The sequence below is a fragment of the Novosphingobium guangzhouense genome (genome assembly GCF_002896965.1).
Classification (GTDB): domain Bacteria; phylum Pseudomonadota; class Alphaproteobacteria; order Sphingomonadales; family Sphingomonadaceae; genus Novosphingobium; species Novosphingobium guangzhouense.
Map to the genome: position 1 here is coordinate 1 of NZ_LYMM01000065.1, position 22,116 is coordinate 22,116.

23 protein-coding genes and 2 tRNA genes are annotated in these 22,116 nt (G+C 64.7%); 14 read left to right on the forward strand and 11 right to left on the reverse strand.

Annotated elements, in window-relative coordinates; genetic code table 11:
- Nucleotides 1-342 (forward strand): hypothetical protein (locus tag A8V01_RS21870; RefSeq protein ID WP_211295108.1); only part of this gene is annotated, 342 nt, incomplete at its 5' end.
- Entirely contained in the window at nucleotides 335-604 is a 270-nt protein-coding gene (locus A8V01_RS21875; protein WP_103098396.1) for a hypothetical protein, read from the forward strand. The genes A8V01_RS21870 and A8V01_RS21875, both read left to right, overlap by 8 nt.
- A gap of 432 nt (nucleotides 605-1,036) precedes the next feature.
- Here A8V01_RS21875 and A8V01_RS21880 read toward each other — a convergent pair whose 3' ends face one another.
- Entirely contained in the window at nucleotides 1,037-1,549 is a 513-nt protein-coding gene (locus A8V01_RS21880; protein ID WP_146037347.1) for a hypothetical protein, read from the reverse strand.
- 128 nt (nucleotides 1,550-1,677) lie between these two features.
- Here A8V01_RS21880 and A8V01_RS21885 point away from each other — a divergent pair, with 128 nt between their 5' ends.
- Nucleotides 1,678-1,908, forward strand: coding sequence for a hypothetical protein (locus tag A8V01_RS21885; protein ID WP_103098413.1), 231 nt, complete (start codon nucleotides 1,678-1,680; stop codon nucleotides 1,906-1,908).
- Nucleotides 1,905-2,111: a hypothetical protein gene (locus A8V01_RS21890; RefSeq protein ID WP_103098398.1), complete on the forward strand. Its 207-nt coding sequence runs from the start codon at nucleotides 1,905-1,907 to the stop codon at nucleotides 2,109-2,111. Before A8V01_RS21885 ends, A8V01_RS21890 begins: the two co-directional genes overlap by 4 nt.
- A gap of 11 nt (nucleotides 2,112-2,122) precedes the next feature.
- Here the strand turns inward: A8V01_RS21890 and A8V01_RS21895 are convergent, their stop codons facing one another.
- Nucleotides 2,123-2,632, reverse strand: a complete 510-nt coding sequence (locus A8V01_RS21895) for a hyaluronate lyase N-terminal domain-containing protein (RefSeq protein ID WP_103098399.1) — start codon at nucleotides 2,630-2,632, stop codon at nucleotides 2,123-2,125.
- Nucleotides 2,632-3,546 (reverse strand): phage tail protein, encoded by a 915-nt coding sequence (locus A8V01_RS28765; RefSeq protein WP_170066026.1) that lies wholly within the window; start codon nucleotides 3,544-3,546, stop codon nucleotides 2,632-2,634. The genes A8V01_RS21895 and A8V01_RS28765 overlap by 1 nt, the downstream gene beginning before the upstream one ends.
- A 24-nt stretch (nucleotides 3,547-3,570) precedes the next feature.
- Here A8V01_RS28765 and A8V01_RS28770 point away from each other — a divergent pair, with 24 nt between their 5' ends.
- Together A8V01_RS28770 and A8V01_RS21910 are read left to right on the forward strand one after the other, a co-directional pair.
- On the forward strand, nucleotides 3,571-4,971 hold the full coding sequence (locus tag A8V01_RS28770; RefSeq protein WP_170066027.1) for a hypothetical protein: 1,401 nt from the start codon (nucleotides 3,571-3,573) through the stop codon (nucleotides 4,969-4,971).
- 177 nt (nucleotides 4,972-5,148) lie between these two features.
- Nucleotides 5,149-6,387, forward strand: coding sequence for a tyrosine-type recombinase/integrase (locus A8V01_RS21910; protein WP_103098402.1), 1,239 nt, complete (start codon nucleotides 5,149-5,151; stop codon nucleotides 6,385-6,387).
- On the opposite strand, the gene A8V01_RS21915 is transcribed toward A8V01_RS21910, so the two are convergent.
- Nucleotides 6,375-6,450: transfer RNA gene (locus A8V01_RS21915), tRNA-Val, on the reverse strand. The genes A8V01_RS21910 and A8V01_RS21915 overlap by 13 nt on opposite strands.
- A gap of 114 nt (nucleotides 6,451-6,564) precedes the next feature.
- Between A8V01_RS21915 and A8V01_RS21920 the strand changes: the two genes are divergently transcribed.
- Nucleotides 6,565-8,352: an SLC13 family permease gene (locus A8V01_RS21920; RefSeq protein ID WP_103098403.1), complete on the forward strand. Its 1,788-nt coding sequence runs from the start codon at nucleotides 6,565-6,567 to the stop codon at nucleotides 8,350-8,352.
- Here A8V01_RS21920 and A8V01_RS21925 read toward each other — a convergent pair.
- The 3 genes from A8V01_RS21925 to dcd all read right to left on the reverse strand — a co-directional run bounded on the left by A8V01_RS21925 (nucleotide 8,327) and on the right by dcd (nucleotide 10,242).
- Nucleotides 8,327-8,818, reverse strand: a complete 492-nt coding sequence (locus A8V01_RS21925) for a nuclear transport factor 2 family protein (RefSeq protein WP_170066028.1) — start codon at nucleotides 8,816-8,818, stop codon at nucleotides 8,327-8,329. The genes A8V01_RS21920 and A8V01_RS21925 overlap by 26 nt on opposite strands.
- 108 nt (nucleotides 8,819-8,926) lie before the next feature.
- Nucleotides 8,927-9,547 (reverse strand): DoxX family protein, encoded by a 621-nt coding sequence (locus A8V01_RS21930; protein ID WP_103098405.1) that lies wholly within the window; start codon nucleotides 9,545-9,547, stop codon nucleotides 8,927-8,929.
- A 140-nt stretch (nucleotides 9,548-9,687) separates the two neighbouring features.
- The gene (gene dcd / locus A8V01_RS21935) at nucleotides 9,688-10,242 is read right to left on the reverse strand and encodes a dCTP deaminase (protein WP_103098406.1); all 555 of its coding nucleotides are present in this window, start codon (nucleotides 10,240-10,242) and stop codon (nucleotides 9,688-9,690) included.
- A gap of 164 nt (nucleotides 10,243-10,406) precedes the next feature.
- On the opposite strand from dcd, the gene A8V01_RS21940 reads away from it, so the two are divergent.
- The 4 genes from A8V01_RS21940 (at nucleotide 10,407) to A8V01_RS21960 (ending at nucleotide 14,734) form a co-directional block, all read left to right on the forward strand.
- Nucleotides 10,407-11,120: a hypothetical protein gene (locus A8V01_RS21940; protein ID WP_146037348.1), complete on the forward strand. Its 714-nt coding sequence runs from the start codon at nucleotides 10,407-10,409 to the stop codon at nucleotides 11,118-11,120.
- A 46-nt stretch (nucleotides 11,121-11,166) separates the two neighbouring features.
- Complete coding sequence (gene wecB / locus A8V01_RS21945; RefSeq protein ID WP_103098414.1) at nucleotides 11,167-12,303, forward strand: non-hydrolyzing UDP-N-acetylglucosamine 2-epimerase; 1,137 nt, start codon at nucleotides 11,167-11,169, stop codon at nucleotides 12,301-12,303.
- A 255-nt stretch (nucleotides 12,304-12,558) separates the two neighbouring features.
- A complete protein-coding gene (gene wecC, locus A8V01_RS21955; protein WP_103098408.1) occupies nucleotides 12,559-13,875 on the forward strand; it encodes a UDP-N-acetyl-D-mannosamine dehydrogenase in 1,317 nt (438 codons plus the stop codon).
- Between the two features lie 298 nt (nucleotides 13,876-14,173).
- The gene (locus tag A8V01_RS21960) at nucleotides 14,174-14,734 is read left to right on the forward strand and encodes a CHAP domain-containing protein (protein WP_103098409.1); all 561 of its coding nucleotides are present in this window, start codon (nucleotides 14,174-14,176) and stop codon (nucleotides 14,732-14,734) included.
- A 287-nt stretch (nucleotides 14,735-15,021) separates the two neighbouring features.
- Here the strand turns inward: A8V01_RS21960 and A8V01_RS21965 are convergent, their stop codons facing one another.
- The 4 genes from A8V01_RS21965 to A8V01_RS21980 form a co-directional block, all read right to left on the reverse strand.
- Nucleotides 15,022-17,445, reverse strand: coding sequence for an outer membrane protein assembly factor BamB family protein (locus tag A8V01_RS21965; RefSeq protein WP_245892765.1), 2,424 nt, complete (start codon nucleotides 17,443-17,445; stop codon nucleotides 15,022-15,024).
- A 228-nt stretch (nucleotides 17,446-17,673) separates the two neighbouring features.
- On the reverse strand, nucleotides 17,674-17,901 hold the full coding sequence (locus A8V01_RS21970; protein WP_103098410.1) for a DUF2171 domain-containing protein: 228 nt from the start codon (nucleotides 17,899-17,901) through the stop codon (nucleotides 17,674-17,676).
- A 104-nt stretch (nucleotides 17,902-18,005) separates the two neighbouring features.
- Nucleotides 18,006-18,257 (reverse strand): DUF2171 domain-containing protein, encoded by a 252-nt coding sequence (locus A8V01_RS21975; RefSeq protein WP_103098411.1) that lies wholly within the window; start codon nucleotides 18,255-18,257, stop codon nucleotides 18,006-18,008.
- A 175-nt stretch (nucleotides 18,258-18,432) separates the two neighbouring features.
- A complete protein-coding gene (locus A8V01_RS21980) occupies nucleotides 18,433-19,389 on the reverse strand; it encodes a complex I NDUFA9 subunit family protein (protein ID WP_103098416.1) in 957 nt (318 codons plus the stop codon).
- 249 nt (nucleotides 19,390-19,638) lie between these two features.
- On the opposite strand from A8V01_RS21980, the gene A8V01_RS21985 reads away from it, so the two are divergent.
- The 3 genes from A8V01_RS21985 (at nucleotide 19,639) to A8V01_RS29030 (ending at nucleotide 22,022) form a co-directional block, all read left to right on the forward strand.
- Nucleotides 19,639-19,725: transfer RNA gene (locus A8V01_RS21985), tRNA-Leu, on the forward strand.
- Between the two features lie 279 nt (nucleotides 19,726-20,004).
- Nucleotides 20,005-21,225 (forward strand): DHH family phosphoesterase, encoded by a 1,221-nt coding sequence (locus tag A8V01_RS21990; RefSeq protein WP_146037349.1) that lies wholly within the window; start codon nucleotides 20,005-20,007, stop codon nucleotides 21,223-21,225.
- Nucleotides 21,225-22,022 carry a hypothetical protein gene (locus tag A8V01_RS29030; protein ID WP_211295110.1) on the forward strand — a complete coding sequence of 266 codons (798 nt, stop codon included), beginning with the start codon at nucleotides 21,225-21,227 and terminating at the stop codon, nucleotides 22,020-22,022. The genes A8V01_RS21990 and A8V01_RS29030 overlap by 1 nt, the downstream gene beginning before the upstream one ends.
- Nucleotides 22,023-22,116: the final 94 nt, after the last annotated feature.

Here is a 22,116-nt window from a genome sequence, read left to right on the forward strand (position 1 = left end):
AGCGAAGGGGCAGGCAGCATGAACGAGGATTTATGCCACCGCCGCCTGTATCGGTCACCCTATCTGGTGATCCCGCGGCTGGCCCTGCAGGCGATGCCAGACGAATGGCAGGACCGGCTTGAAGCCCTCCTGAAGGAGGCGGACGCGGCTGGGCTCGACTGCCCGCAATATCAGGTCTTCCGCGATGATGGGCCGGGAAGCGAATACACCCGCGCCCGGGTGGTCAATGAGGCAACGGGGTTCGTGCGCCTCGTGCGCGGTAGCGATGATCCATGGGCGAACTACAAATACGGCGACGTTCGTGAGATATGCCCGACATTCAAGGGCGGCAGCCATGCGTAACTGGCAGACCGCCGCGCCGCAGTGGATCGCCCGTATCCACGCCGAAATGCCCGAGGCCTCCCCGGCCGATCTGCGCAAGGCCCTGCGCGCCGCTGCCTCTGATTTCCACGGCGGGACTTCGTGGGGCAAGAAGGTGTGGGCGAAGCACTGCCGGATCTACCTGGCCCGCATGACAGGGCGGGGCGATCATCGGCTGGATGGTAAGGACACAGTTTGGCCGGCCGACATCATCTTTCCGTTTCGCGGGGAGAGCGGGGCATGAGGGGCGCCTATGTCTCACCGGTTCCAGCCGCCGAGCAGCCGAACTATCGGAACCGCGTCGAGGGTTCACCGGTGGTGGAGCGGCTGCACCTTTGGCCTTCGGCATCAGGCGGTACCGTTCCGTGCGATCCGCGCTGCTGCCGCGAATGCGAGCGGGAGCGGACCTGGGCGGCTGGGCAAACGACTGGATAAGAGCCCTCGTGCCGCATTTCCGTTGGATTTCCGCCGTTTTTATCGTAGCAAATAAGGGTTGCAATTGCCGAACGCGGCGAAGGTTATTTCCGAGAATTCAGAAAATAATTGAAACCGGACGCCGAATCGTACATTTAACCCGTACATCCGAAGCGAGATTCGGGATGTGCCGCCCGCAAGGGTACCGCGAAATGTGGTCGTAAGGGTTCTCTCGCACACATTTAGCCTCCCTTCGGGGAGGCTATTTTGTTTTAGGCGGGCACTTCTGGTGGACCAGCCGCGCAAAGTTGATCGACTGGAGCTTGTTACGGGCTGGGAGCAAGGGCTTCTGATATGCGCTGATGATGCGCATGATGCCGTCGACTTCGGGGATGTGTTTAGCCTTCGCCAAATCGAACACCACCGGATAAGGGATGCTGTCGGCCACGGCATAGAACAGGTGCCGCGAAATGCCTTTGCCATCCTTACTGACGTATGCCTTCCCGTTGATGTGATATTTTACGATATCCTCTATTTCAATAGAACATCCGTAGCGTACCGGGCAAAAGGCGCGACGTTCCTTGTTGTAAGTGAACTCATGATCGGCGGTATGCTCATTGTCATCCCACTTCACGCTGAAAACATGATGACTGCATATCACCCTTAGTACGGCAGGACTGGCCAGCGGGTCTTTCGCAGCCACAGTCACCTCGAAAGGATCGAGGTGTCCGAGAGGGTATTCATGACCATTTAAACTAAAGGTGCCGAACGTCATCGCATTTTCACTTGTTGGACCAATTGGATACCCGGTTTCTGGCCCGACCGGAAGCCCGCCTTGCAAATTAGAACAAATGTGGAACATATATGCTCGTCTTCGGATGATTCGGGACGATTGGAATGGACATGGAACAGGAAACCGGCACGCCGCGCGGCCAGCCCTTCGGCGCATGGCTCGTGTCCCAGACGGGTCGCAGTGGCTTCATCGGCCAGATAGCCGAGGCGGCCGCTGGGGATCGTAACTTCCCACGCACTGGTGACGTCGAGGCCGCGAAGAAATGGCTGCAGGGCCGCCGGGCGAGTGGCGATGACTGGGAGGCGCTCGAAGACGCCGAGCTCGATTGGCTTTCGCTATGAGCGCCGAGGTTCACATCTTCCCGCGCGAGGGCTTCCTTCTCGGCTCAAATCACTGCGGCAAGGCGAGCGAGGATCGTCAATCGATCTGCCTGGGGCCGAAGGGGCACTGCGGCGAGCACAAGATGGTGCCTTGGGAGGGCTTCCGGGTCCGATCCCCGTGGAATGACGGGACGACTATCCCGTTTCGCGGCTTCGCCGGCTGATCGGTGCGCCGCTAGGCGGCCGTGATCGAGGTTATCAGGCCCTTGGACGTGGTGATCTTGATTCCCGCCACAGTGTGCTCACCATCGGCCACCGGCGAAACTTCGGCGATGTCGGTCAAGGCAGCGTTTTCCGGCTGCGCGCCGATCGCGTCCAGCCAGGCGGAGCCGTTGGCGCTGTCGAGGATCGAAAGCGTAAAGGCGCTCGGCGCGGCGCTAGCAACGTCGGATAGGACCGCGCTCGCGGGCTGCGCGCCGATGGCGACCAACCAGGCAGGCCCGTCCGCACTGTCGACGATCGAGAGCGTGAAAGCACTCGGCGTATCTCCATCCGCATAAGCGGCCAGCACCGGCGGGAGTTCGATCGCGGCATAGGGCAAATCCACCCACGCTGTAATGCCGTCGCCGTACTTCACCAGCCGCGTGTCGGCCTCCACCCCCGGTTCGCCCGGGCCGAGCGTCGGGTTGACCGTCGTCCAGTTCGCCGCGGTGTCGCGCCGGAGCTTGTATCGCACGAGGGGCATCAGTCGATCTCCGTCGTTGCGTCGCCGCCATCGAGGATGATCTCATCCGAATCGCTGATCGGCTCCGCCTCGTCGAGCACGCCCACCTCGCCGGGCTCGAGGTAGCTGTCAGGGTCGAATTCGAACATGTCGGCGTTGTGCTCCTCAAGCTGCAGGCCGCAGGAGAAGTCCTGATTGAGCCCCCAGCTGGTTACCTGGAAGGCATAGTTGTTGAGGCCGTAGCGCGACGTCGCCAGCTGAACCGTGTCCAGCGTCGAGATCGCGATGCCCATGATGTTCATCGGCCACGTCACCCGGCGCTCAGCCGCCGACTTGCGCAGGTAGTATTCCAGGATGCGCTGGCCCCGGTAGGGCGAGGTGATGTGCGGAAGGTCATAGGAGGCCTGCCGGACGTCATCGGCATATTGCGAGCGCGTGGGCACGTCGGAGGGCTGATATTTGTCCGGTTCAATGTAAGAGCCGGAGATCTCGTTGGCGATTTGGTCGCCTTCGAGCAGTGCGGGAACGGTGATCGGGCCTGCAAGGTCCATTTCCTGCAGCGTCGATGAAGGCGGGACGTAGTAGCCGGTGCGGAGCAGCATCTTGCCGCCGCTGTATGTGAAACGACCCGCGCAGCAGGTTACGAAGGTGTCGCGCACCTCGCTGGGCGCCGCGCCCGTCTGGATGTAGCTGTCAAACTCGTAGCGCCGCTCCTGCCCCGCCGGGGTGTCCACGAGCTCATCGCAGACGTTGGCCTCCGCCGCGACCCAGTCCCAATCGACCTCGTCGCTGTAGCAGCCGAATCCGCCCTCCTCGCGGCGGGTCAGCATCCAGTCGTAGAAGACGAGGGCCGCGTTGCGGGTATAGCCCACGGTGCCGGTGCGCGGGTCGCTGATGGTGTCCTTGCCCTCCACCTCGGCGGTGATGTTCGGCATACCTCCGCCGAACTGGTCAGGGATATGACCGGCCTTACGTTCTACGCATCCCAGCAGCTGCTGCGGAAGGTCCGCGCCGAGCTTGCTGCCGAAGGGGTGCCGTGCGGCTGCGGCAAGCCGATGGATCACAACCTCGGATGCACGCATCGGCTGGGCAAGAAGGACAATTCGATACCGCGCACCGCCTTCGGCGCGGCTGGGCGGAGCATGGCGCCCGCCACGCGCTGGAAGGTCGTCCGGCTGGTCCGCGAGGGCTGGAACATCAAGACCGTCTGCGACCGCACCGGCGAAAGCGAATGGCGCGTCACGCAGGTGATGAACGACGTGCTCGCGAGCGGCGTGCCGGTGTCGCCGACATGTCCCGCCTGCGGGCAGCGGCGTAATCACCGGGGGCCGTGCCCGCTTCCCGTCAACTGCGCTTGCGGCCGCCGCCGGAACCATCGCGGCCCCTGCCGCACTGAGAAGGTTGCACGCCTGCCCGCCATCCCGGAAGAGCAGCGGATCTATCTCTGGCAGCGCTACAATGACGGCATGAGCATCCGGCGCATGAGCGAGGGCTCGGGCATGCCTTTCAGCACCGTCCAGCGCGCGGTGAAGTTCTGGAACGATCGCCGCCGCACCGATCCCCGGCCCTGCGCGTGCGGAAGGCCCTTCCGCCACCCGGGCGGCTGCATCAAGAACACGCCAGCCGCGCTCGATAGGCGCTGGATAGCCCGCATCGAGGAAATGGTGCGGGAAGGGCATCCGCCGTCGAAGATCGCACGCGACCTCGACCTTGCCGTGGCCACCGTCCAGAAGCACTCGCTGCCGCTGCGGATGCGCCTCTTCGACGAGGGCATTGCCTGCGCCTGCGGGCGCCCGCTGCACCACAATTACTGGTGCTCGGCGAAGTGGGATCAGTACGGCATGCGCCGGGGCTTCCAGCCGCTACCGGCCGCCGCGCACGCGGCCATCTTGAAGGGCCTGCTCTCTGGAGCCGTCGTCTCTGACCTGGCGAAGGAAACCAGCGTCCACGAGAAGCAGATATGGGCGATCAGGCGCGAGATGAGCCCGGAGGATCAGCGGCGCCGCCGAATTGCGATTCGGGCTCGCATGCGCGCGGCTGGCCGGAAGCTCGACGGCCGGGCGGTGCTCAAGCTGATCGAGGCGGCGCTTCCGAAGGGGCTCGAGCGCGCGCTTCGCGACGACGTCGCGGGCGAACTGCAGCTGGCCGTCATGGAAGGCCGGATAGAAGTCGAGCAAATCCGCTCGGTCGTCCGCAGCTTCGTCAGCCGAGGCCTTGCCGACTGGCAGAACCAGTACGGCCCGCGCAGCCTGGACGAAAAGCTCTCCGCCGACGGCAACCGCACGCTCGGCGACATGATCGAGGACGCTACCAGCGCCCACCATCTCGAAGAAATCTCAATCGGGGAGCACGAAGAATGATGAGGACCACCCGGCCAACCTCTCCCGGAGACGCGCCATGACAGCCCAGACCATCGCCAAGAAATTCCGCGGTGCCCTGCGAAACGGGCGCGGCGCCACCTTCACCCTATCACAGCTTCAGGAAATGGCCGGTTACGGCTTCCTCAAGCGCGTAGCCGAGATCGAAGCAGAAGAACTATGTCCCGTGACACCTCCCCCTTCATCGTTGGAGACTACTGGCTCGACAAGCGCCGGGACGGAAGGTCGCCCCACATCTGGCAAATCGCCGGACGTGAAAAGGGAGCCCTTGTCTATCGGTCTACTCAGTGCCGGGATCTCGCGGCGGCCAAGGAAAAGCTCCGGGGATTCGATGCAGGGCTGAGATCGAAGAAGCTCCAGGGCAACGACGAGGCCGAGCTGATCCCGCACCTGTTCCACTACCTCAGGGAGCACGGCCCCGACATCCACCGCATCGACACTGTCGAATCGTCTTTCCGCGCGTGGATCGGCTTCTTCATGCAGGACGAACTGACCACCGGCGTGAAGGTCGCGGACATCACGAAAAGCTCGGTCGCCAGGTTTCGCCGCTGGCGCATGGGCCCGCACTCGTGGGAAGTCGAATGGGATGGGCGCGTGTTCAAGCACCAGCACAAGGGCGTGTCGGGCGAAGCGGTGCAGCGGAACATCGACGATCTGCGCGCCGCGTTGCGCCACGCCGAGGACGAGAAGCGAATCGCCGCCGCGCCGCGCATCCCGTCTGTCGACAAGACGCTGCGCTCCAAGCCGCGCAAGCTGACGCTCACCCCGGCCGAGCTCGGCGCGATCGTCGCCTATGCGGACCACGAGCCCGACGTGCAGGCGTGGATATGGCTGATGATCGGCACCGGCGTGCGCCCGGATGCGGGCCTCGCCTTCAATCCAGCCGCTCAGTGGCATGGCGCGGTCGCGGATATGCACCCCGCCGGCTGGCCGGAGACGAACAAGCGCAACCCGGTCGTGCCCGTGATCGAGCCGCTGCAGAAGCTGCTGGCCGAATGGCCGGGCGGCAAGCCGGTGAAGTCGCGTAAGATCTGGTGGCGCACCATGCGGGCGAAGCTGGGCCACCCGGTCAGCGTGATCCCGAAGACGATTCGCCACACCGTCGCGACGCACCTGCGCAGCAGCGGGGTACCGGGCGAGCAGATCAGCGCCCTGCTCGGGCACAAGGACGAAGGCGACACGCTGGAGACGACAACCACGCGTTACGCCCACGTCGACCCGAACAAGATGAAGGCGGCGACTCGGGCGCTGGCCAAACTGTGGGATCAGGTGGAGCGCGAGGCCACCAAATGGAGGCGTGTCCACATCGTGTCCATCACCGGCGATAACAACAAGGTGGTGGAGAAGAGAAGCACTCAAAAACCCAAGGATGTCGTGGGTTCGAATGGTGGGCGGTGAGGGGCTCGAACCCCCGACCCTCTCGGTGTAAACGAGATGCTCTACCAACTGAGCTAACCGCCCGCGCCTTGCGCGAGAGGCGCTATTGCCGTCTCTGTGTGCCGGCGTCAATGGGCGAACGGGCACCGGGGCGCTTCCTGCGCATTTCTTTGGCCTGTCCGTCTTTTCCGAGGCCCGATGTCCTTTCAGCAATATCTGTCCCTTGCCCTGCTCTGCGGCATGATGGTCCTCTTCATCTGGGGCCGGTTCCGTTACGATGTGACCGCCGTGATCGCGCTGCTGGCGGGCATGGCGCTGGGGCTGGTCAGCCCCGAGAAGGCGTTCCTGGGGTTTTCCGACGATATCGTGATCATCGTCGGGTCCGCGTTGGTGTTGTCGGCCGCCGTCCAGCGATCCGGGCTGATCGAGAAGGCCGTGGCCTGGGCCGGCCAGTGGCTGAAAGGCACCGGATCGCAGTTGCTGGTCCTGTCCGCTTCGGTCGGCATCGCATCGGGCCTCATCAAGAACATCGGCGCTCTGGCGATGCTGATGCCCGCGGCCGGGCAGCTTGGCCGCAAGAGCGGGACCAACCCGTCGCGCTTCCTGATGCCGATGTCGTTCGCGGCACTGCTGGGCGGGTTGACCACGCTGGTCGGCACTTCGCCCAACATCATCGTGAGCCGGGTGCGCGAGCAGATGGTGGGCGAGCCCTTCGCGATGTTCGACTACCTGCCGACCGGGCTTGGCCTGCTGGCGATCGGGCTGGTGTTCCTGCGCCTGTGCTATCGCCTGCTGCCCGCCGACAGGCGGGCGGCGGCGACGATGGGCGAGGCGCTGGATATCGCCGACTACACGATCGAGGCCCGCGTTCGCGAGGAATCGCATCTGGCGGGCAATACCGTCGCCAGCTTCGTCAAGGAGCATGACGGCGACGTCGAAGTGACGGCGGTGCTGCGCCACGGCCTGTCGGGCGAAGTGCGCCCCGACCTTGTCCTGGTGGTGGATGACGTGCTGATCCTTGCCGGCGACCCCGATGCGCTGGAACGCGCGGTCGCGGCAGGTGAACTGGACGCCAGCGGCCACCGGACCGATGACGAGGACGACGAACATACCGAGCGGGCGCGCGATAACGTGGGGGTCATCGAGGGCGTCGTCACCGCGCGATCGGCGCTGGCGGGAAGTTCGGCCAGCCGCCTGATGTTGCGTGAGCGGATGGGGCTGCGGCTTGTCGCGATCTCCCGTGAGGGGGAAAGCCTGCGTGCGAAACCCGCCAGCGTCCTGATGCAACCGGGAGACGTGATAGTGCTGCAGGGCGCGCTGTCGGCAATGCCGGGGCGCCTGCGCCAGCTGGGCGTGCTGCCGCTGGCGCAGCGCCAGATCGCGCTGGGGGCAACACGAAAGGGTTGGCTGGCCGTAGGCATCCTTGCCGCCGCGATGCTGGCGACGGCGACCGGACTGGTGCCGGTGGCCGCCGCCTTCTTCGCCGGAGCCGGACTGGTGGTGCTGACCGGCGCGCTTCCGGTGGACGATGCCTATGAGGCGGTGGAATGGCCGATCCTGATCATGCTGGGTGCGCTGATCCCGGTCAGCGGAACGCTGCAATCGACCGGCGCTTCCGAAGTGATGGCAACCGGCCTTGCCGAACTGGCCCGAGGGATGCCGCCGTGGGGCGCGGTTGCGCTGGTGCTGGCGGCATCGATGGCGGTGACGCCATTCCTCAACAATGCAGCGACGGTGCTGGTCATGGCGCCGATATCCGCCGTGTTCGCGCACGATCTGGGCTATCGGCCCGACGCGTTCCTGATGGCCACCGCGATCGGCGCGGGGTGCGATTTCCTGACGCCCATCGGGCACCAGTGCAACACGCTGGTGATGGGGCCGGGCGGCTATCGGTTTGGTGACTATGCCCGACTGGGCGCGCCGCTTTCGCTGCTTGTGCTGGTGCTGGGCACGCCGCTGATCATGTATTTCTGGCCGTTGCGCTAGAATCGGCTGAATTGGCCACTGCCGAACGGAACAGACTGCCCGGCGCCTCCCAGTCCAGCCGGATGCGGCGGTGGGCGATCAGCCATGCGCCGTCCACCTTGCGCAGCCGGTCAAGGTAATGGCCGGCATGATCGGGCCCGATATCGGTCCACGCCGTCCAGTACGTGCGCGCCTCTGCATCATCCGGGCCGAGCAGCGTCACCGCCGAAGTCGACAAGTGATGGCGCACGAAAGTGGCGCCATGCGCACCCTCTCCCGCCGATCGCCAGCGCTCCTGCCAGTTACGGATGGCGGTGCGACCTTCGTGGCGGAACAGCCGGTCCGGCGGCACGCGCTCGCTTTCGATGACGGCATCGTGCGTGAAACAGGCAAGGAAATCCTCCACCCGCAGACGGTCCCCGGCGATCGTATAGCGCGCCATAAGATCGCGGATCGCCTCGCGGGAAAGCAGGTCTTCGATGGTCATGCGGCCGGGCCTTCGGGCTGAACTGCGGCTCAACATGCTTCGGGGCAGGCCGGTTTTCCAGCCTGCCCCGAACCTGCCCCAGCGATGTCCGCTCAGGCGATGTGCAACCTACCAGTCGAACCAGCGGCGATTGCGCCAGCCGGTGCGGCGCACTTCGGGGACGCCATCATGGTTGACGTCGGTGACGACGGTGCGCGGTTCGTAAGCGGGCGCGGCCTGACCCGCGACCTGACCATGCGCCAGCGCATCGGCGCGGGCTTCGGCGCGGGCGGCGCGCAGTTCGGCTTCGTGGACGCGCGCGTCGGCATCGCGTGTGCGGGCATCGGCATCGCGCGCGGCGATCTCTCCGCGCCGTTCGCGGGTGATGGCGTAATAGTGGCTCCACATCTGGCTATGCGCAAAGGCCAGGGCGAGGCCGCCGATGATCGCCAGGTTCTTGAGCATCATGACCCGCTGCATCGGGTCGCCGAACTGGGCATGGAAGAACAGGATCGTCAGCGCGGTGAAGCCCGCCAGCAGCACCGCCACCAGCCGCACCATGAACCCGGCGGCAAGGCACAGCCCCGCCAGCAGTTCGAAAAGCCCGGTGGGAATGGCAAGGCCGGACGGCAGCCCGGCGGCGACGATCATCGTTTCGGTCGCGGATATGTCGGCGAGCTTGCCCGCCCCGGAGAAGATGAAGATGAGGGCGATCAGGATGCGCCCGATAATCGCGGCAATCTTGGACACGGCATGTCTCCCGGCCTGTTATATGCCGGGAGAAGCGGGTGTAACCGGGGTTTGTTCCCTGTCTGAAAGATGCCCTGGCGGGCATCTTTGGTGCGGCACCGGCCGGGAAATTCGCCTGCGGCGAATTTCCGGACGATCCCTCAGAGCCTTGGCAGGGTTACGCCGCGCTGGCCCATGTACTTGCCCGCGCGGTCGGCGTAGCTCGTCTCGCACGGTTCGTTGCCCTTGAGGAACAGGAACTGGCAGGCGCCTTCGTTGGCGTAGATCTTCGCGGGCAGCGGCGTGGTGTTCGAGAATTCCAGCGTGACGTGCCCTTCCCAGCCCGGCTCCAGCGGGGTCACGTTCACGATGATGCCGCAGCGTGCATACGTGCTCTTGCCAAGGCAGATCACCAGCACGTCGCGCGGCACGCGGAAGTATTCGACCGTGCGGGCCAGCGCGAAGGAGTTGGGCGGGATCACGCAGACGTCGGTGGTGCGATCGACGAAGGAATTGGCGGCGAAGTCCTTGGGGTCGACCACCGCCGAATCGACGTTGGTGAAGATCTTGAACTCCGGCGCGACGCGCGCGTCGTAGCCGTAGGACGAAAGGCCGTAGGAAATGCACCCGTCACGCCGCTGCGCCTCCACGAACGGCTCGATCATGCCGTTTTCGAGGGCCTGCTGGCGGATCCACTTGTCGCTGAGGATAGACATGGGGCCGGTGTTGCCCAAGCCGTGCGGGCGGGCAAGAGGCACGCGCCGTTTTGTCCACGTGGAAGGTGATGCGCCACATCGATGCCGACATCCGGCGCGGCCACGCCTCGTCCCGGCGTTCTGGGTAATTGCCCTGATCGTGCAGCGGCGATAGGCTGCGGCATGTGACGATGCTATCCCACCGCCCCGCCCGGATATTCAGCCTGCTGGCTGCCCCCCTCATGGCCTTGTCCGCCTGCAGCCCCGACCCGGTGGCACAGGCCAGCTCCTCGCCATCATCAAGGGCAGAACCGAGCGCGGCGGCCAAGGCCCAGTCCGCCGCGCTGGCAAAGCGTGAAGACGCGCTGCTTGGCTGGCTGAAGCAGACGCTGGACAAGCCCACCCACGCAGACGTCTATTCCGCCGCTATCGGACAGGCGCGCGGACGCGCCGCGCATTGCCCGACGCAGCAATGCATCACCCGCGCCCTCAGACGCCGCGAACATCGCCTGAACTTCGCAGAGGGCAACGCCGGCGACGAGAGGCGCGCGCGCATCCCCTTCCTGCCCTTCCCGCATGGCCGGTTCACACGGGCGGAGGCGGGCTATACCGGCCCGGTGCGCATCGTCCCGCTGATCGACGGCAAGGCGATGCTGGTCATCGCGCTGTCCTTCAAGGGCCGCCCGTCCTGCACGCTTGACGGCGTGATGCACCGCGATGAAAACAAGCAGACCTGGACCGTCTCCTCGCTTGAGGAAGGGCTGCCGATGCTGGTGTTCACCCCCACCGGCAAGGACAGCTTCGAACTGTCCTACGCCGAAGCCGGTCACCAGCCACATTCGGTGGACTATTGTACCACCGGCACCGGCATCGACGGGCGCTACACCCTTGGCAGCTGAGATTCCCTTAGTCTCAACTTAACACACGGCTGCTATGTCCCGCCGCATGACCGCCCGCTTGCACCCCGCCCGCATCCTCGTCATCTTCGGCACCCGGCCCGAGGCCATCAAGCTGTTCCCCGTGGTCCATGCCCTGAAGGCCGATCCCCGGTTCGAATGCGTGGTCTGCGTTTCGGCGCAGCACCGCCAGATGCTGGATCAGGTGCTGGAGATCGCCGGGATCGTGCCCGATCACGATCTTGACGTGATGCAGCCCGACCAGACGCTGGACGCGCTGACCGCCAACCTGCTGACGGGGCTGGGCAAGGTGATGGACGCGGTAAAGCCCGACCGCGTGATCGTGCAGGGCGATACCGCCACCGCCATGTCGGGCGCGCTGGCCGCCTATTACCGCAAGATCCCGGTCGATCACGTCGAAGCGGGCCTTCGCAGCTACAACATCTATCATCCCTGGCCCGAAGAGGTGAACCGCAAGATCATCGGCGCCATGGCGTCCCTGCACTTCGCGCCCACCACCACCAGCCAGGCCGCGCTGCTGAAAGAGAACATCGCGGCCGACCGGGTCCACGTTACCGGCAATACGGTGATCGACGCGCTCCATTGGGTGACCGCCGAGATAGAGCGCAACCCCGCCCTCGCCGCCGGTCTTGCCGATCTTGAGGCGCGCTTTGCCGGCAAGCGGATCATCGGCGTGACCAGCCATCGCCGCGAGAATTTCGGCGAAGGGATGGAACAGATCGCGCAGGCCATCCGCGAAATCGCGCAGCGCCCCGATACGGCGGTGATCTTCCCCGTCCACCTCAACCCCAATGTGCGCACCGTCATGAACGAGCGCCTTTCCGGGCTGGACAACGTGGCCCTGATCGAACCGCTGGATTATCCGCACTTTGCCCGCCTGCTGTCGATCGCAGAGATAATGCTGACCGATTCGGGGGGCGTGCAGGAAGAAGCCCCGGCACTGGGCAAGCCGGTGCTGGTCATGCGCGAAACCACCGAACGCCCCGAAGGCGTGGAGGCAGGCACCGCAAGGCTTGTCGGCACCGACGCCCGGCGTATCGTTACCGAATTATCAACCCTGCTTGACGATAAGACCGCCTACGAGGCCATGGCGCGCGCCCACAACCCGTTCGGGGACGGACAAACATCGCGCCGCATCCTGGAGCTGCTTGCGAATGAAATCTGACAAGAGAGCTTGTCCTGCTCATTACGATGCTCCGGGACGGAGCCGATTTTGGCCCAGCGCAAGGCGCGAGGAGAGCTCAATGCCGGCACATTGTGCTCGACGAGCAACGCAGCGATGGGCCAAAAGCGGCCCGCCCCTTCGGGGTTTTGCTGGGAAGCCTGCTGGCGTCGTCATGGCGCTTGCACGGGGCAACCAGCCCGGGCTGCGCGCCATTCCCAGCCAGCAGGCTTCCCAGCAAAATCACGGAGCATCGTAATGAGCAGGACAAGCTCTTCACCCGCCGTCTGCGTCGTCGGCCTCGGCTACATCGGACTTCCCACCGCTGCCGTCATCGCGCGTTCGGGCAGCAAGGTGCTGGGCCTCGACGTGTCGCAGCAGGTTGTGGACACCATCAACCGGGGCGAAATCCATATCGAGGAAGTCGATCTGGACGGTCTGGTGCAGGGCGTGGTCGCGCGCGGGCTGCTTTCCGCCTCGCTTGAGGTGGCACCCGCCGACGTCTTCGTGATCGCGGTGCCCACCCCGTTCGAGAAGGACGAACACGGCGAGCACGCGCCCGATATTTCCTATGTCCTTGCAGCGGGCCGCAAGATCGCGCCGGTGCTCAAGACGGGTGACGTGGTGATCCTTGAATCCACCTCTCCGGTCGGCACCACCGAAAAGATGCGCGACATGATCGCGCAGATGCGCCCGGATCTGAAGATCCCCGGCATCACCCGCGAAACGCCGGATATCTCCATCGCATACTGCCCCGAACGCGTGCTGCCGGGGCGCATTCTGGAAGAGCTGACCAACAACGACCGCTCGATCGGCGGCATCACCCCGCGCTGCGCGCGCAAGGCGCTGGCATTCTACAAGCGCTTCGTGCGCGGTGAATGCGTCACCACCGATGCCCGCTCCGCCGAAATGACCAAGCTGGTCGAGAACGCCTACCGCGACGTCAACATCGCCTTCGCCAACGAACTGTCGATCGTGTCGGACCGCATGGGGCTGGACGTGTGGGAGGTCATCCGCCTTGCCAACCGCCATCCGCGCGTCAACATCCTGTCACCCGGACCCGGCGTGGGCGGGCACTGCATCGCGGTGGACCCCTGGTTCATCGTCCACGGCGCGCCCGAGGAAACCCCGCTGATCCGCACCGCGCGCGGCGTCAACGACGGCAAGATGCACCACGTCATCGCCAAGGCCGAAGCCCTGATCGAAGCGCAGCCGGACGCCCGCGTCGCCTGCCTTGGCCTTGCCTTCAAGGCCAACATCGACGACTTCCGCGAAAGCCCTGCCCGCTTCGTCGCCAGCCGCCTTGCGCGCAAGTTCGGCAACCGCATGTCGATCGTTGAGCCTTATGCGGCGCAGCTGCCGATCGAATTTACCGATACCGGCGTCACCCAGATCGACGTCGACGAAGCGCTGGAAGACTGCGACATCCTGATCGTGCTGGTCGACCACGACGTTTTCCGCGTGGTACCGCTGGCCGAACGCGCGACCAAGCTGGTCTACGATACGCGCGGCATCTGGCCCGACCAGCCCCGCGTCGTGCGCGAAGAAGCCGCAAAGCTCGCACTGGCCGGCTGATCTCGTTCTTCGCCCCAGTTCTTTCGCCGCATTTTTTGTCATCGCAGACAAACGAAGCAACCCGGACGGCATCGCGCCGGTCCGGGTTGCCTTGCTTTGACGCGGCGCGAAATGCCGCGACCTGCCGATCGATTCGGCACTGACCCGGCAAGAATTGCCTACCTTTTCCAGAATCTTGCGCCCAACGGTTCGGCGCATTCCACCGCCTGTGGACAGTGCGACGAACCGTGCGGGAACGGCGGTGACCGCCCTGCCCCTTCGCTATCGCAGCAAGGTTTGGGCGTTATAACTCCGTCCCATGAAATTCGTTCCCGCACTTGCTCTGGCCGCCGTTGCCCTGTTCACGCAGTCGGCCGTCACGCAAGGCGCCGTGGCCCGTCCGCTTCAGTGCGCACCTTATGCGCGGGAACATTCGGCAATCGACATCCACGGCAATGCCGCAACCTGGTGGGGTCAGGCCGAAGGCACTTACGCCCGCGGCAAGACCCCGCTGGCCGGTTCGGTGCTGGTGTTCAAGGCAACCGGCGCGATGCCCGTGGGCCATGTCGCCGTGGTCAGCAAGATCGTGGACGATCGCCATGTCGTGCTCAACCACGCCAACTGGTCGCGCCCCGGCATGGTCGAAAAGTCGGCCATGGCAGAAGACGTTTCGGCCAAGGGTGACTGGAGCAGCGTGCGCGTGTGGTACGCCCCCACCCAGTCCCTGGGCCTGCGCGCCAGCCCGACCTTCGGCTTCATCTACGCCCCCGGTTCGGACGACGCTGCAACCACCACCGCTGCAACCACCACCCTCGCCGCCGACACCGCGCCTTCGGACAGCTTCCAGGCCGCTTTCGCCGATCTGCCCAAGCAGGGCTGAACCGCCCGTTTGATGCCGGAAAGCCTGCGTGCTTTCCTACAGCCCGTGCGCTCCGTTACAGTGCGGGCCATGCACACCCCGGCATTTCACCATCATCGCAAGGTTACACCGCAAGGTGACACGTCGCCCCCGCAAGGTGACACTGTATACTTGCAAGGTGACACTTCAGGCTCGCAAGGTGACACATCGCCTGCGAAATGTGTCACCTTATGCCCCTAAGGTGACACATTGCGGCCCAAGGTGACACCATTTCCCCCTGGACCGTGTAAACCGTGTAAACCCCCGTCTCAGCGCGTGCCCGAAACGGGAAACGTCCCGAACGGCCCGTTGGAATTTTCGCCCAAAAGCTGCCCGTCCCGCACGGTCACATCGTACTTCACGGTGATCGGCATGGGCATCGACGCGCGCCCTTCGAACCGGGCACGCCCGTCCCGAATGCCACCCGCAACATCGACCGTGCCCTGCTCTGCGGTCACCTTGCCGGTCACCACGTTGCCCTTGACGGTCAGGTCCATGACCGCCTTCTGCGGGCCGATCGGAGACTGGATGACGATGTTCCAGCGCCCCGCAAAGTCTTGCGGCCGGGCATTGCTGGCCTTCGCCGCCTTGGCCTTGTCCAGCAGCGCCTTCTGTTCGGCCGGCGCAGCCTGAGCGCGGGCCCGCAGATAGAAGCGCAAGGTTTCCAGTTCGTCATCCGTGAACTGCGGGAAAGGCGGCATCCCGTTCAGCTTGAGCCCGCCTTCCTTGACGATGGTGCGGAACGTCGCTGCATCCGTGATAACCGGCGAATAGCGCAAGTCCGGCGCCGCGCCGCCCGCCACTGCGTTCCATCCGTGGCACACGATGCACGAACGGGTGCCGAACAGCATCGCCCCGGCCTGCGCGCGGGCAAGATCGGGCTTGAAGTCGGGGTCGGATACGGGCTCCAGCGCAGGCATGGCGAAGGGGGCGATGCTGTCCTTGCCATCAAGCGCGAACGTCAGGACGCGGCGCGGCAAGCGATAATCGGTGCGATAGGCGGCATTGCCCAGCGTCTGCATCCCGGCACCCTGACCGCCCGCGCCGGTAAGCACGGTGACGTACTGGCGCCCTTTCACACGGTAGGAAATCGGCGCGCCGACGATCGGGCTCTCCGTCCTGAACGACCACAGTTCCTTCCCGGTCATGGCATCGCGCGCCACGAACCTGCCGTCGATCTGCCCCTGCCAGACCAGCCCGCCTGCAGACGCCATGACCCCGCCCGGCCAGGTGCCGGGAAGATCGACACGCCACGCCTCGGTCTGGGTCACCGGGTTCCACGCCTTGAGGTAGCTCTTGTGGCCGCCGGGCAATTCGACTTCGGGGATCAGCGTGACCCCCATGCCCGCAGCAACCTCGCCGCCGCCCTTCTGCCCATCCCCGATCAGCGCCGGCATATCCATCACCGGAACATAGACGAGCCCGGTCTGCGGGCTGTAGGCCTGCGGCTGCCACGAATGCGCTCCCGTCGGCCCCGGCCACATCTCGAACAGGCCGGGCTTGCCGTTGTACCGGATGCCGGGGTTCTCCACCGGCCGCCCGGTCTTTACGTCGATCCGCTCGGCCCAGCTCACCTTGGCGATCTTCTGCGCCGAAATGAACTGGCCGGTGGCGCGGTCCAGCACATAGAAGAAGCCGTTCTTCGGCGCCTGCATAAGCACCTTGCGGTCCTTCCCGTCGATCGTCAGCGTCGCCAGCGTCATGTCGGAAGTGGCGGTGCAATCCCACTGCTCACCGGGGCAGAGCTGGTAGTGCCACTTGTACTCGCCGGTATCGACGTTCACCGCCACGACGGATGCCAGGAACAGGTTGTCGCCTCCGCCGGGGCTGCGGAGGTTCTGGTTGTAGGGAAACCCGTTGCCCACCCCAAGGTAGACCAGCCGCAGTTCGGCATCATAGGCGAAGGCGTTCCACGCCGTCCCGCCACCGCCGCGCCGGGTGCCGTCGGGGTTCTTCCAGCCGCTTGGCCAGGTCTTGCGCATGACCTCCTCCGCCTTGCGATTGGCGGGCGTCACCTCATCCCCCGGCGTCGTGTAGAAACGCCATGCCAGCTTTCCGGTCCTGGCATCGTAAGCGCTGACGAAGCCCCGCGCCGGGCTGATATCGCCGCCGCCGAAGCCGGTGATCACCTTGCCCCCGAAGACTCGCGGAGCGCCATTGGCGTTGCGCGGGGCATCGTCCGGGAAGTCCATGGTCTTCCATGCTTGCCTGCCGGTCTTCGCATCGAGCGAGACGACATAGCCATCCGTGGTGACAAGGAAGACGTGCCCCGCGTCATAAGCGATGCCCTTGCTCCCCCACGACATCTGCAACGCCGTCTTCGCCCGTTCGCGCGTGCCGCCGTCATATTCCCACAACTGCCTGCCCGTGACCGCATCCAGCGCGCGGATGTGCGAGTGGCCGGTAGTGATGAACACCTTGCCCTCGGCCATCAGCGGAGTGGTGGGCGTGTAGCCGGGCTCCAGATCAAAATGCCATGCGAGCTTAAGGGCAGAGACATTGCCCGTGTCGATCTCATCAAGCGGGGAATAGTGCGTTTCCGTCCCGGTCCGGCCCCAGTTGGGCCATTCGTCGGGATCCACCACCGTCTGTTCCTCGATCGGCTGGGCTGGCCGGTGGCATGATGGCAGCGCGATAAGCGCCAGAGCAGCGAATGCCCATCGCACGGCGACCTTGCCCAAGCCTGTGACCACGGCGTTTTCCTCTCGTACCGTCTGTTCTTGCTTCTTTTCGAGTAACAGCGGGTCCGGTCGATGGGAAGAGATGCTATTCACAGTGTATCACAGAACAACAGGCATCGCCGTGGGGATGCCTGTTGCACGCAAAACCCCGGCATTCCGTAGGGAACGCCGGGGTTTCCGCAGGACAGCGCGCGAGGGGGTAACGCGCCATCCGTTCGGTGACTGGTAGTTAGAGCAAGGTCAGTTCGCGCCCACACCCATCGGGATGGGGGTTCCTTGCTTGAGGTACACGCGATTGTCCGCGACCTTGTCGACGTTGTCGAAGGCGATGTAGTGATGGGCGCCGTCGGAACTGTCCGACCGGGTGAGCTTGATCTGGTCGTCCTTCACTTCATCCACCGTACCAATATGCTGGCCGGTGCTGGTGGCGACTTCCATGTGCTCCTTCACACGTAGCTTCTCGAACATGGTATCTCTCCTGGTTTCGGGGGCTCGTATCCATGAAACGGAGAGGTTGAGGATGACGTTCCGGCATTCGTCCCAGCCTGAAAACGGCTCGTCAGTTCCGCCGATCAGGGCGTAGCGCCAAGCCCGAAGGTCGCATCTCCACGATCGGAAAGCAGCACGGAATCCGCGCTCACCCCATCGACCTGTGTAATCGCGACGAATTCATGGGCGCCACCTTCAAGCATCAGTTCGTCGCCATCCAGCGTGGCGACGGTGCCGACGCAGCTTCCGTCCGGGGCGATTACTCTCATCCCCTTTCGAATCGTGCCCTGCTGCGTCGTCCAGACTGTTTCGGATGAGGTTGAGGGGGTGGTCATTGCAGATGCTCCTCTGGCAGCGGGGTGTGTCGCCCCTGCTGCCACTACAATGGCCAGCCGGACCGCACGGTTCCGGCTGGCAAAGGAGCAATCAGGTAGAGAATGATCAAATATTGGGGCGCTTCCGGCAGCCGCATTCGTTCTGCCAGTCAAGGGGCGCCCTAAGGGCAGTCCGTCAGGCGCTGGCAACCTTGGAGCCGAAGCGGCCGTGCTTGCGGAAGCGCACCATCCAGCGGTCAAGGAACAGGCCAAGCGGGCGCGGCGTCACGCCAAGTTCGGCGAGGCCCGGCAACGATCCGCTGGCCACGCTACCGGCCTGCAACAGCTTGAGCTGATCGCTGGTGATGGGCGCGCCGGGCAGCCATCCGGTCGTGCTTGCGATCAGGCCGGACATTGCATCAGGCAGTTCTGCAAAAGCGCGCGAACGGCCCTGCGCCTTGGCGATGCGCTGGTTGAGATCCTGCATCGTGACGACTTCCGGCCCGGCCAGTTCGAAGGTCTTGCCCTGCGCCGCTGCACTGCTGAGAGCTTCGGCGATGCCCTCGGCCACGTCGTCCACGAAAACCGGCTGCAGCTTCGCCTGCGGCGCGAAGACGGGCAGAACAGGCAGGCGCGAGATCAGTTCACCGAACATGTTCACGAAATTGTCGTCCGGCCCGAACATCAGCGAAGGGCGCACGATGGTCGCTTCGGGGAACGCCGCAAGTACAGCGGCTTCGCCTTCCGCCTTGGTGCGGGCATAGGCGACATCCGATCCGGCATCGGCACCGATCGCCGACACATGAACGAAGGCCTTCGCGCCTGCGGCCTTGGCCGCTGCAGCAACGTCGCCCAGGCCTTGCCCCTGCAACGCATCAAGCTTGCCCGCAAAAGCGCCGACTAGGTTTACGACGGCGTCCGATCCTGCCAGCACCGCCGCCAGCGTATCGGCTCTGGTGATGTCCACACCCGCGAACTGGACTTGCCCCAAATTGCCCAGCGGCTTGATCGCAAAGGCCTTCTTCGGGTGGCGGCTGGCGATACGCAGGCGTGCGCCCCGCGCCAGCAATTCCTGCGCAAGATGGCGGCCGACGAAACCACTGCCGCCCAGGATGGTGACAATCTTGCCGGAGAGAGATTCGGTGGTGCTCATGATGAGAATCGGTCCTTCGGTCGCGCAGCCGGCACCGTGTTCCGCGCGGCAGCACATGCAGTTCGCCCCTGCCACAAGGCCGAACGAGGGGCAACCGCACAGTTGCCGATCAGCGGTTCACGGTGCCTGCGCCTGATCAAACGCACGAAATGAAAAATGTTTCTCCAGACAGTGTTGACAACCCTTCGCCACCCCCTTAGAGGCGCCCTCCTACCCAGCGGGGACGGCACTTCGCCCCCTCGCTAAAGTGCCCAGATGGCGGAATTGGTAGACGCACCGTCTTCAGGTGGCGGCGCTCGCAAGGGCGTGGAGGTTCGAGTCCTCTTCTGGGCACCATCACTTCTTCGGAAGTGACTGCAAGTAGTCGAAAGCCCCGGGAAACCGGGGCTTTTTGCTTATGAGCTCTCAATTAGGTGGCGGATCAGAATGCTTCTGGCCACTCCAGCCAACCGACGATGCTCATCTGAAACCTGCCTGCAAGAATGCAGCTGTTTCGAAACTTCACAATTTCCGGGGAGTGGAGCGGGTGAGGGGAATCGAACCCCCGTATTCAGCTTGGGAAGCATACGCCCCCCTGCTCTAACGCACGGAAAACTCCCATTCAGGAGTTTTTACATGCGCGAACGTACAGAGAACGACTCAAGAACACCGCTGGATGTTGCCGCAGTTTTACCGCGCGCTTCGTTCTCGGATCGTTCCGGTGGGTCAGGCTGGGCCCCTCACCTGATCATATATCACGATAAGTGCGCTGACGGAACTGTCGCCGCATGGGCTTGCTGGAAGCGCTGGGGCGACGCGCCGGAGTACCGCGCGGCGAACTACGGATACCAGCCGCCGGAGGATGTGGCGGGCAAGAACATCCTGATCGTCGACTTCAGCTATAAGGCCGATGATCTCCGAGCCATGGTCGCGGCTGGAGCGAAGTCCATCGTGATCCTCGATCACCACGAAACTGCCCAGGCGGCGCTTGAGCCGTTCAGCGTCTTCTCGACGAAGCCCGAGCGGTTCACCACATGGACGGCGGCATCCATGATCGAAGACCTCGATCGGGGCGGCTACCCGCCGATCGTTGCCCTGTTCGACATGGACCGCAGCGGCGCGCGCATGGCGTGGGACTTCGCTATGCAGGGCATCGAGCCTCCGCAGCTGGTCCTGCTCGCCGAGCGCTACGACCTCTGGCGATTCGTGCCTAACACGCTCGACGATGCCGAACTGCTCCACCTCGACATTCAGGCGGGGCCGCTGACGATCGAGCGGATGGAGAGCATCCACGACGAGCTCGAGGACGGCGAGCGGGCGCCGCTCAATCGGGGCGAGGTGGTGGAGTACTGGCGCCAGCCGCTGATCCGGGAGATTGCTGCGCGGGCGCACCTGGGCACCGTCGGCGGCGTGGAGGGCGTCATCACGGTGGAGTGCCCTTACAGCCTCGTGTCGGCCGTCGGGCACTACCTGCTCGCCCAGCATCCGGTCGCGCCGTTCGCCGCGATGTCGGTCACCGGCGAGAAGGCGGTCAGCTGGTCCCTGCGCAGCGCCTACGGCCGGCAGAGCGTCAGCGAGGTCGCCAGCCGCTTCGGAGGCGGCGGGCATCGCAATGCGGCTGGGTTCCGGGTAGATCTCGCCGCCTCGACCAACCGGGAGAGGAAGCTCCTCGATGCGCTGGAGCTATTCAAACGGCTGCAGCGCCGGGTCATGATCGACGTAGGCTCGTGCCATTCTCTGCGCGGCCCGGGCGCCTCTTCCGAGATGCGTTCTGATGATCGCGACCTGCGCGATGAGATGGAGGCCGCATTTGCGACAGCCGACGCCCTCATTGCCGAAGTGCGGGAGATCGTCTGATGGCAAAGGGCATCCCCTTCCCCGAATCCAACCTCGTCCTTCGCGCGCCGACGACCGAGGATGCGGCGGCTGGCACGGTCTATGACCTGCACGTCCACCGGTACCGCGACCTCGACGGCAATCCGAACTGCATCAGCAAATGGCAATTCGCGCCCGATGAACTGGCGGGTGTCGTGGCGAATAGCGGTGTCTTCTGGTTCCACGCCTGGGGCGCGACGCATCCGCCTGTCGGCATCGAGGGAGCAAACCCGTTCGTGCGAGCGGCCGTCGCCGGAGAAGGCGAAGACCTCGCCGCCGAGCAGGACAAGCGGCGGCTGGCGCTGATCGAGCAGATTGGCACTGCCGCGGACCTTATGGACGGCCAGCCGCTGCAGGGCGAGCTCGGCGACGTCGCCTATGATCTGCTCCGGCAGGCGGCGGCGCAGCTATCGAGCGACCGCCAGCGCATCGCCGCTGCGCAAGCGGCCGTGGCCGCCGAGGTAGAGGAGCACCCCAGCGCACAGGATTATCGCAACAGGGTCGAGCGGGCCGAGGCTGAGTGCGCGGAGTTGCGCGCGAAGGTGGCGGAATTGGAAGCCGACAAGGCGCGGCTGGATTACCTCGATCGGTGCAACGCGGCGCTCAATGCGCATTACGGCACCACCTATCGCTGGAAGCTGATCCAGAGCCACAACGTCAACCGGCTGATGATCGGCGACTTCGAGGTCGACCTTCACGACAGCCAGCCGCACGGCCTGCCGTCGTGCCGGGACGCGATCGATGAGCGCATGCGGGAAGCGAAGGGGCAGGCAGCATGAACGAGGATTTATGCCACCGCCGCCTGTATCGGTCACCCTATCTGGTGATCCCGCGGCTGGCCCTGCAGGCGATGCCAGACGAATGGCAGGACCG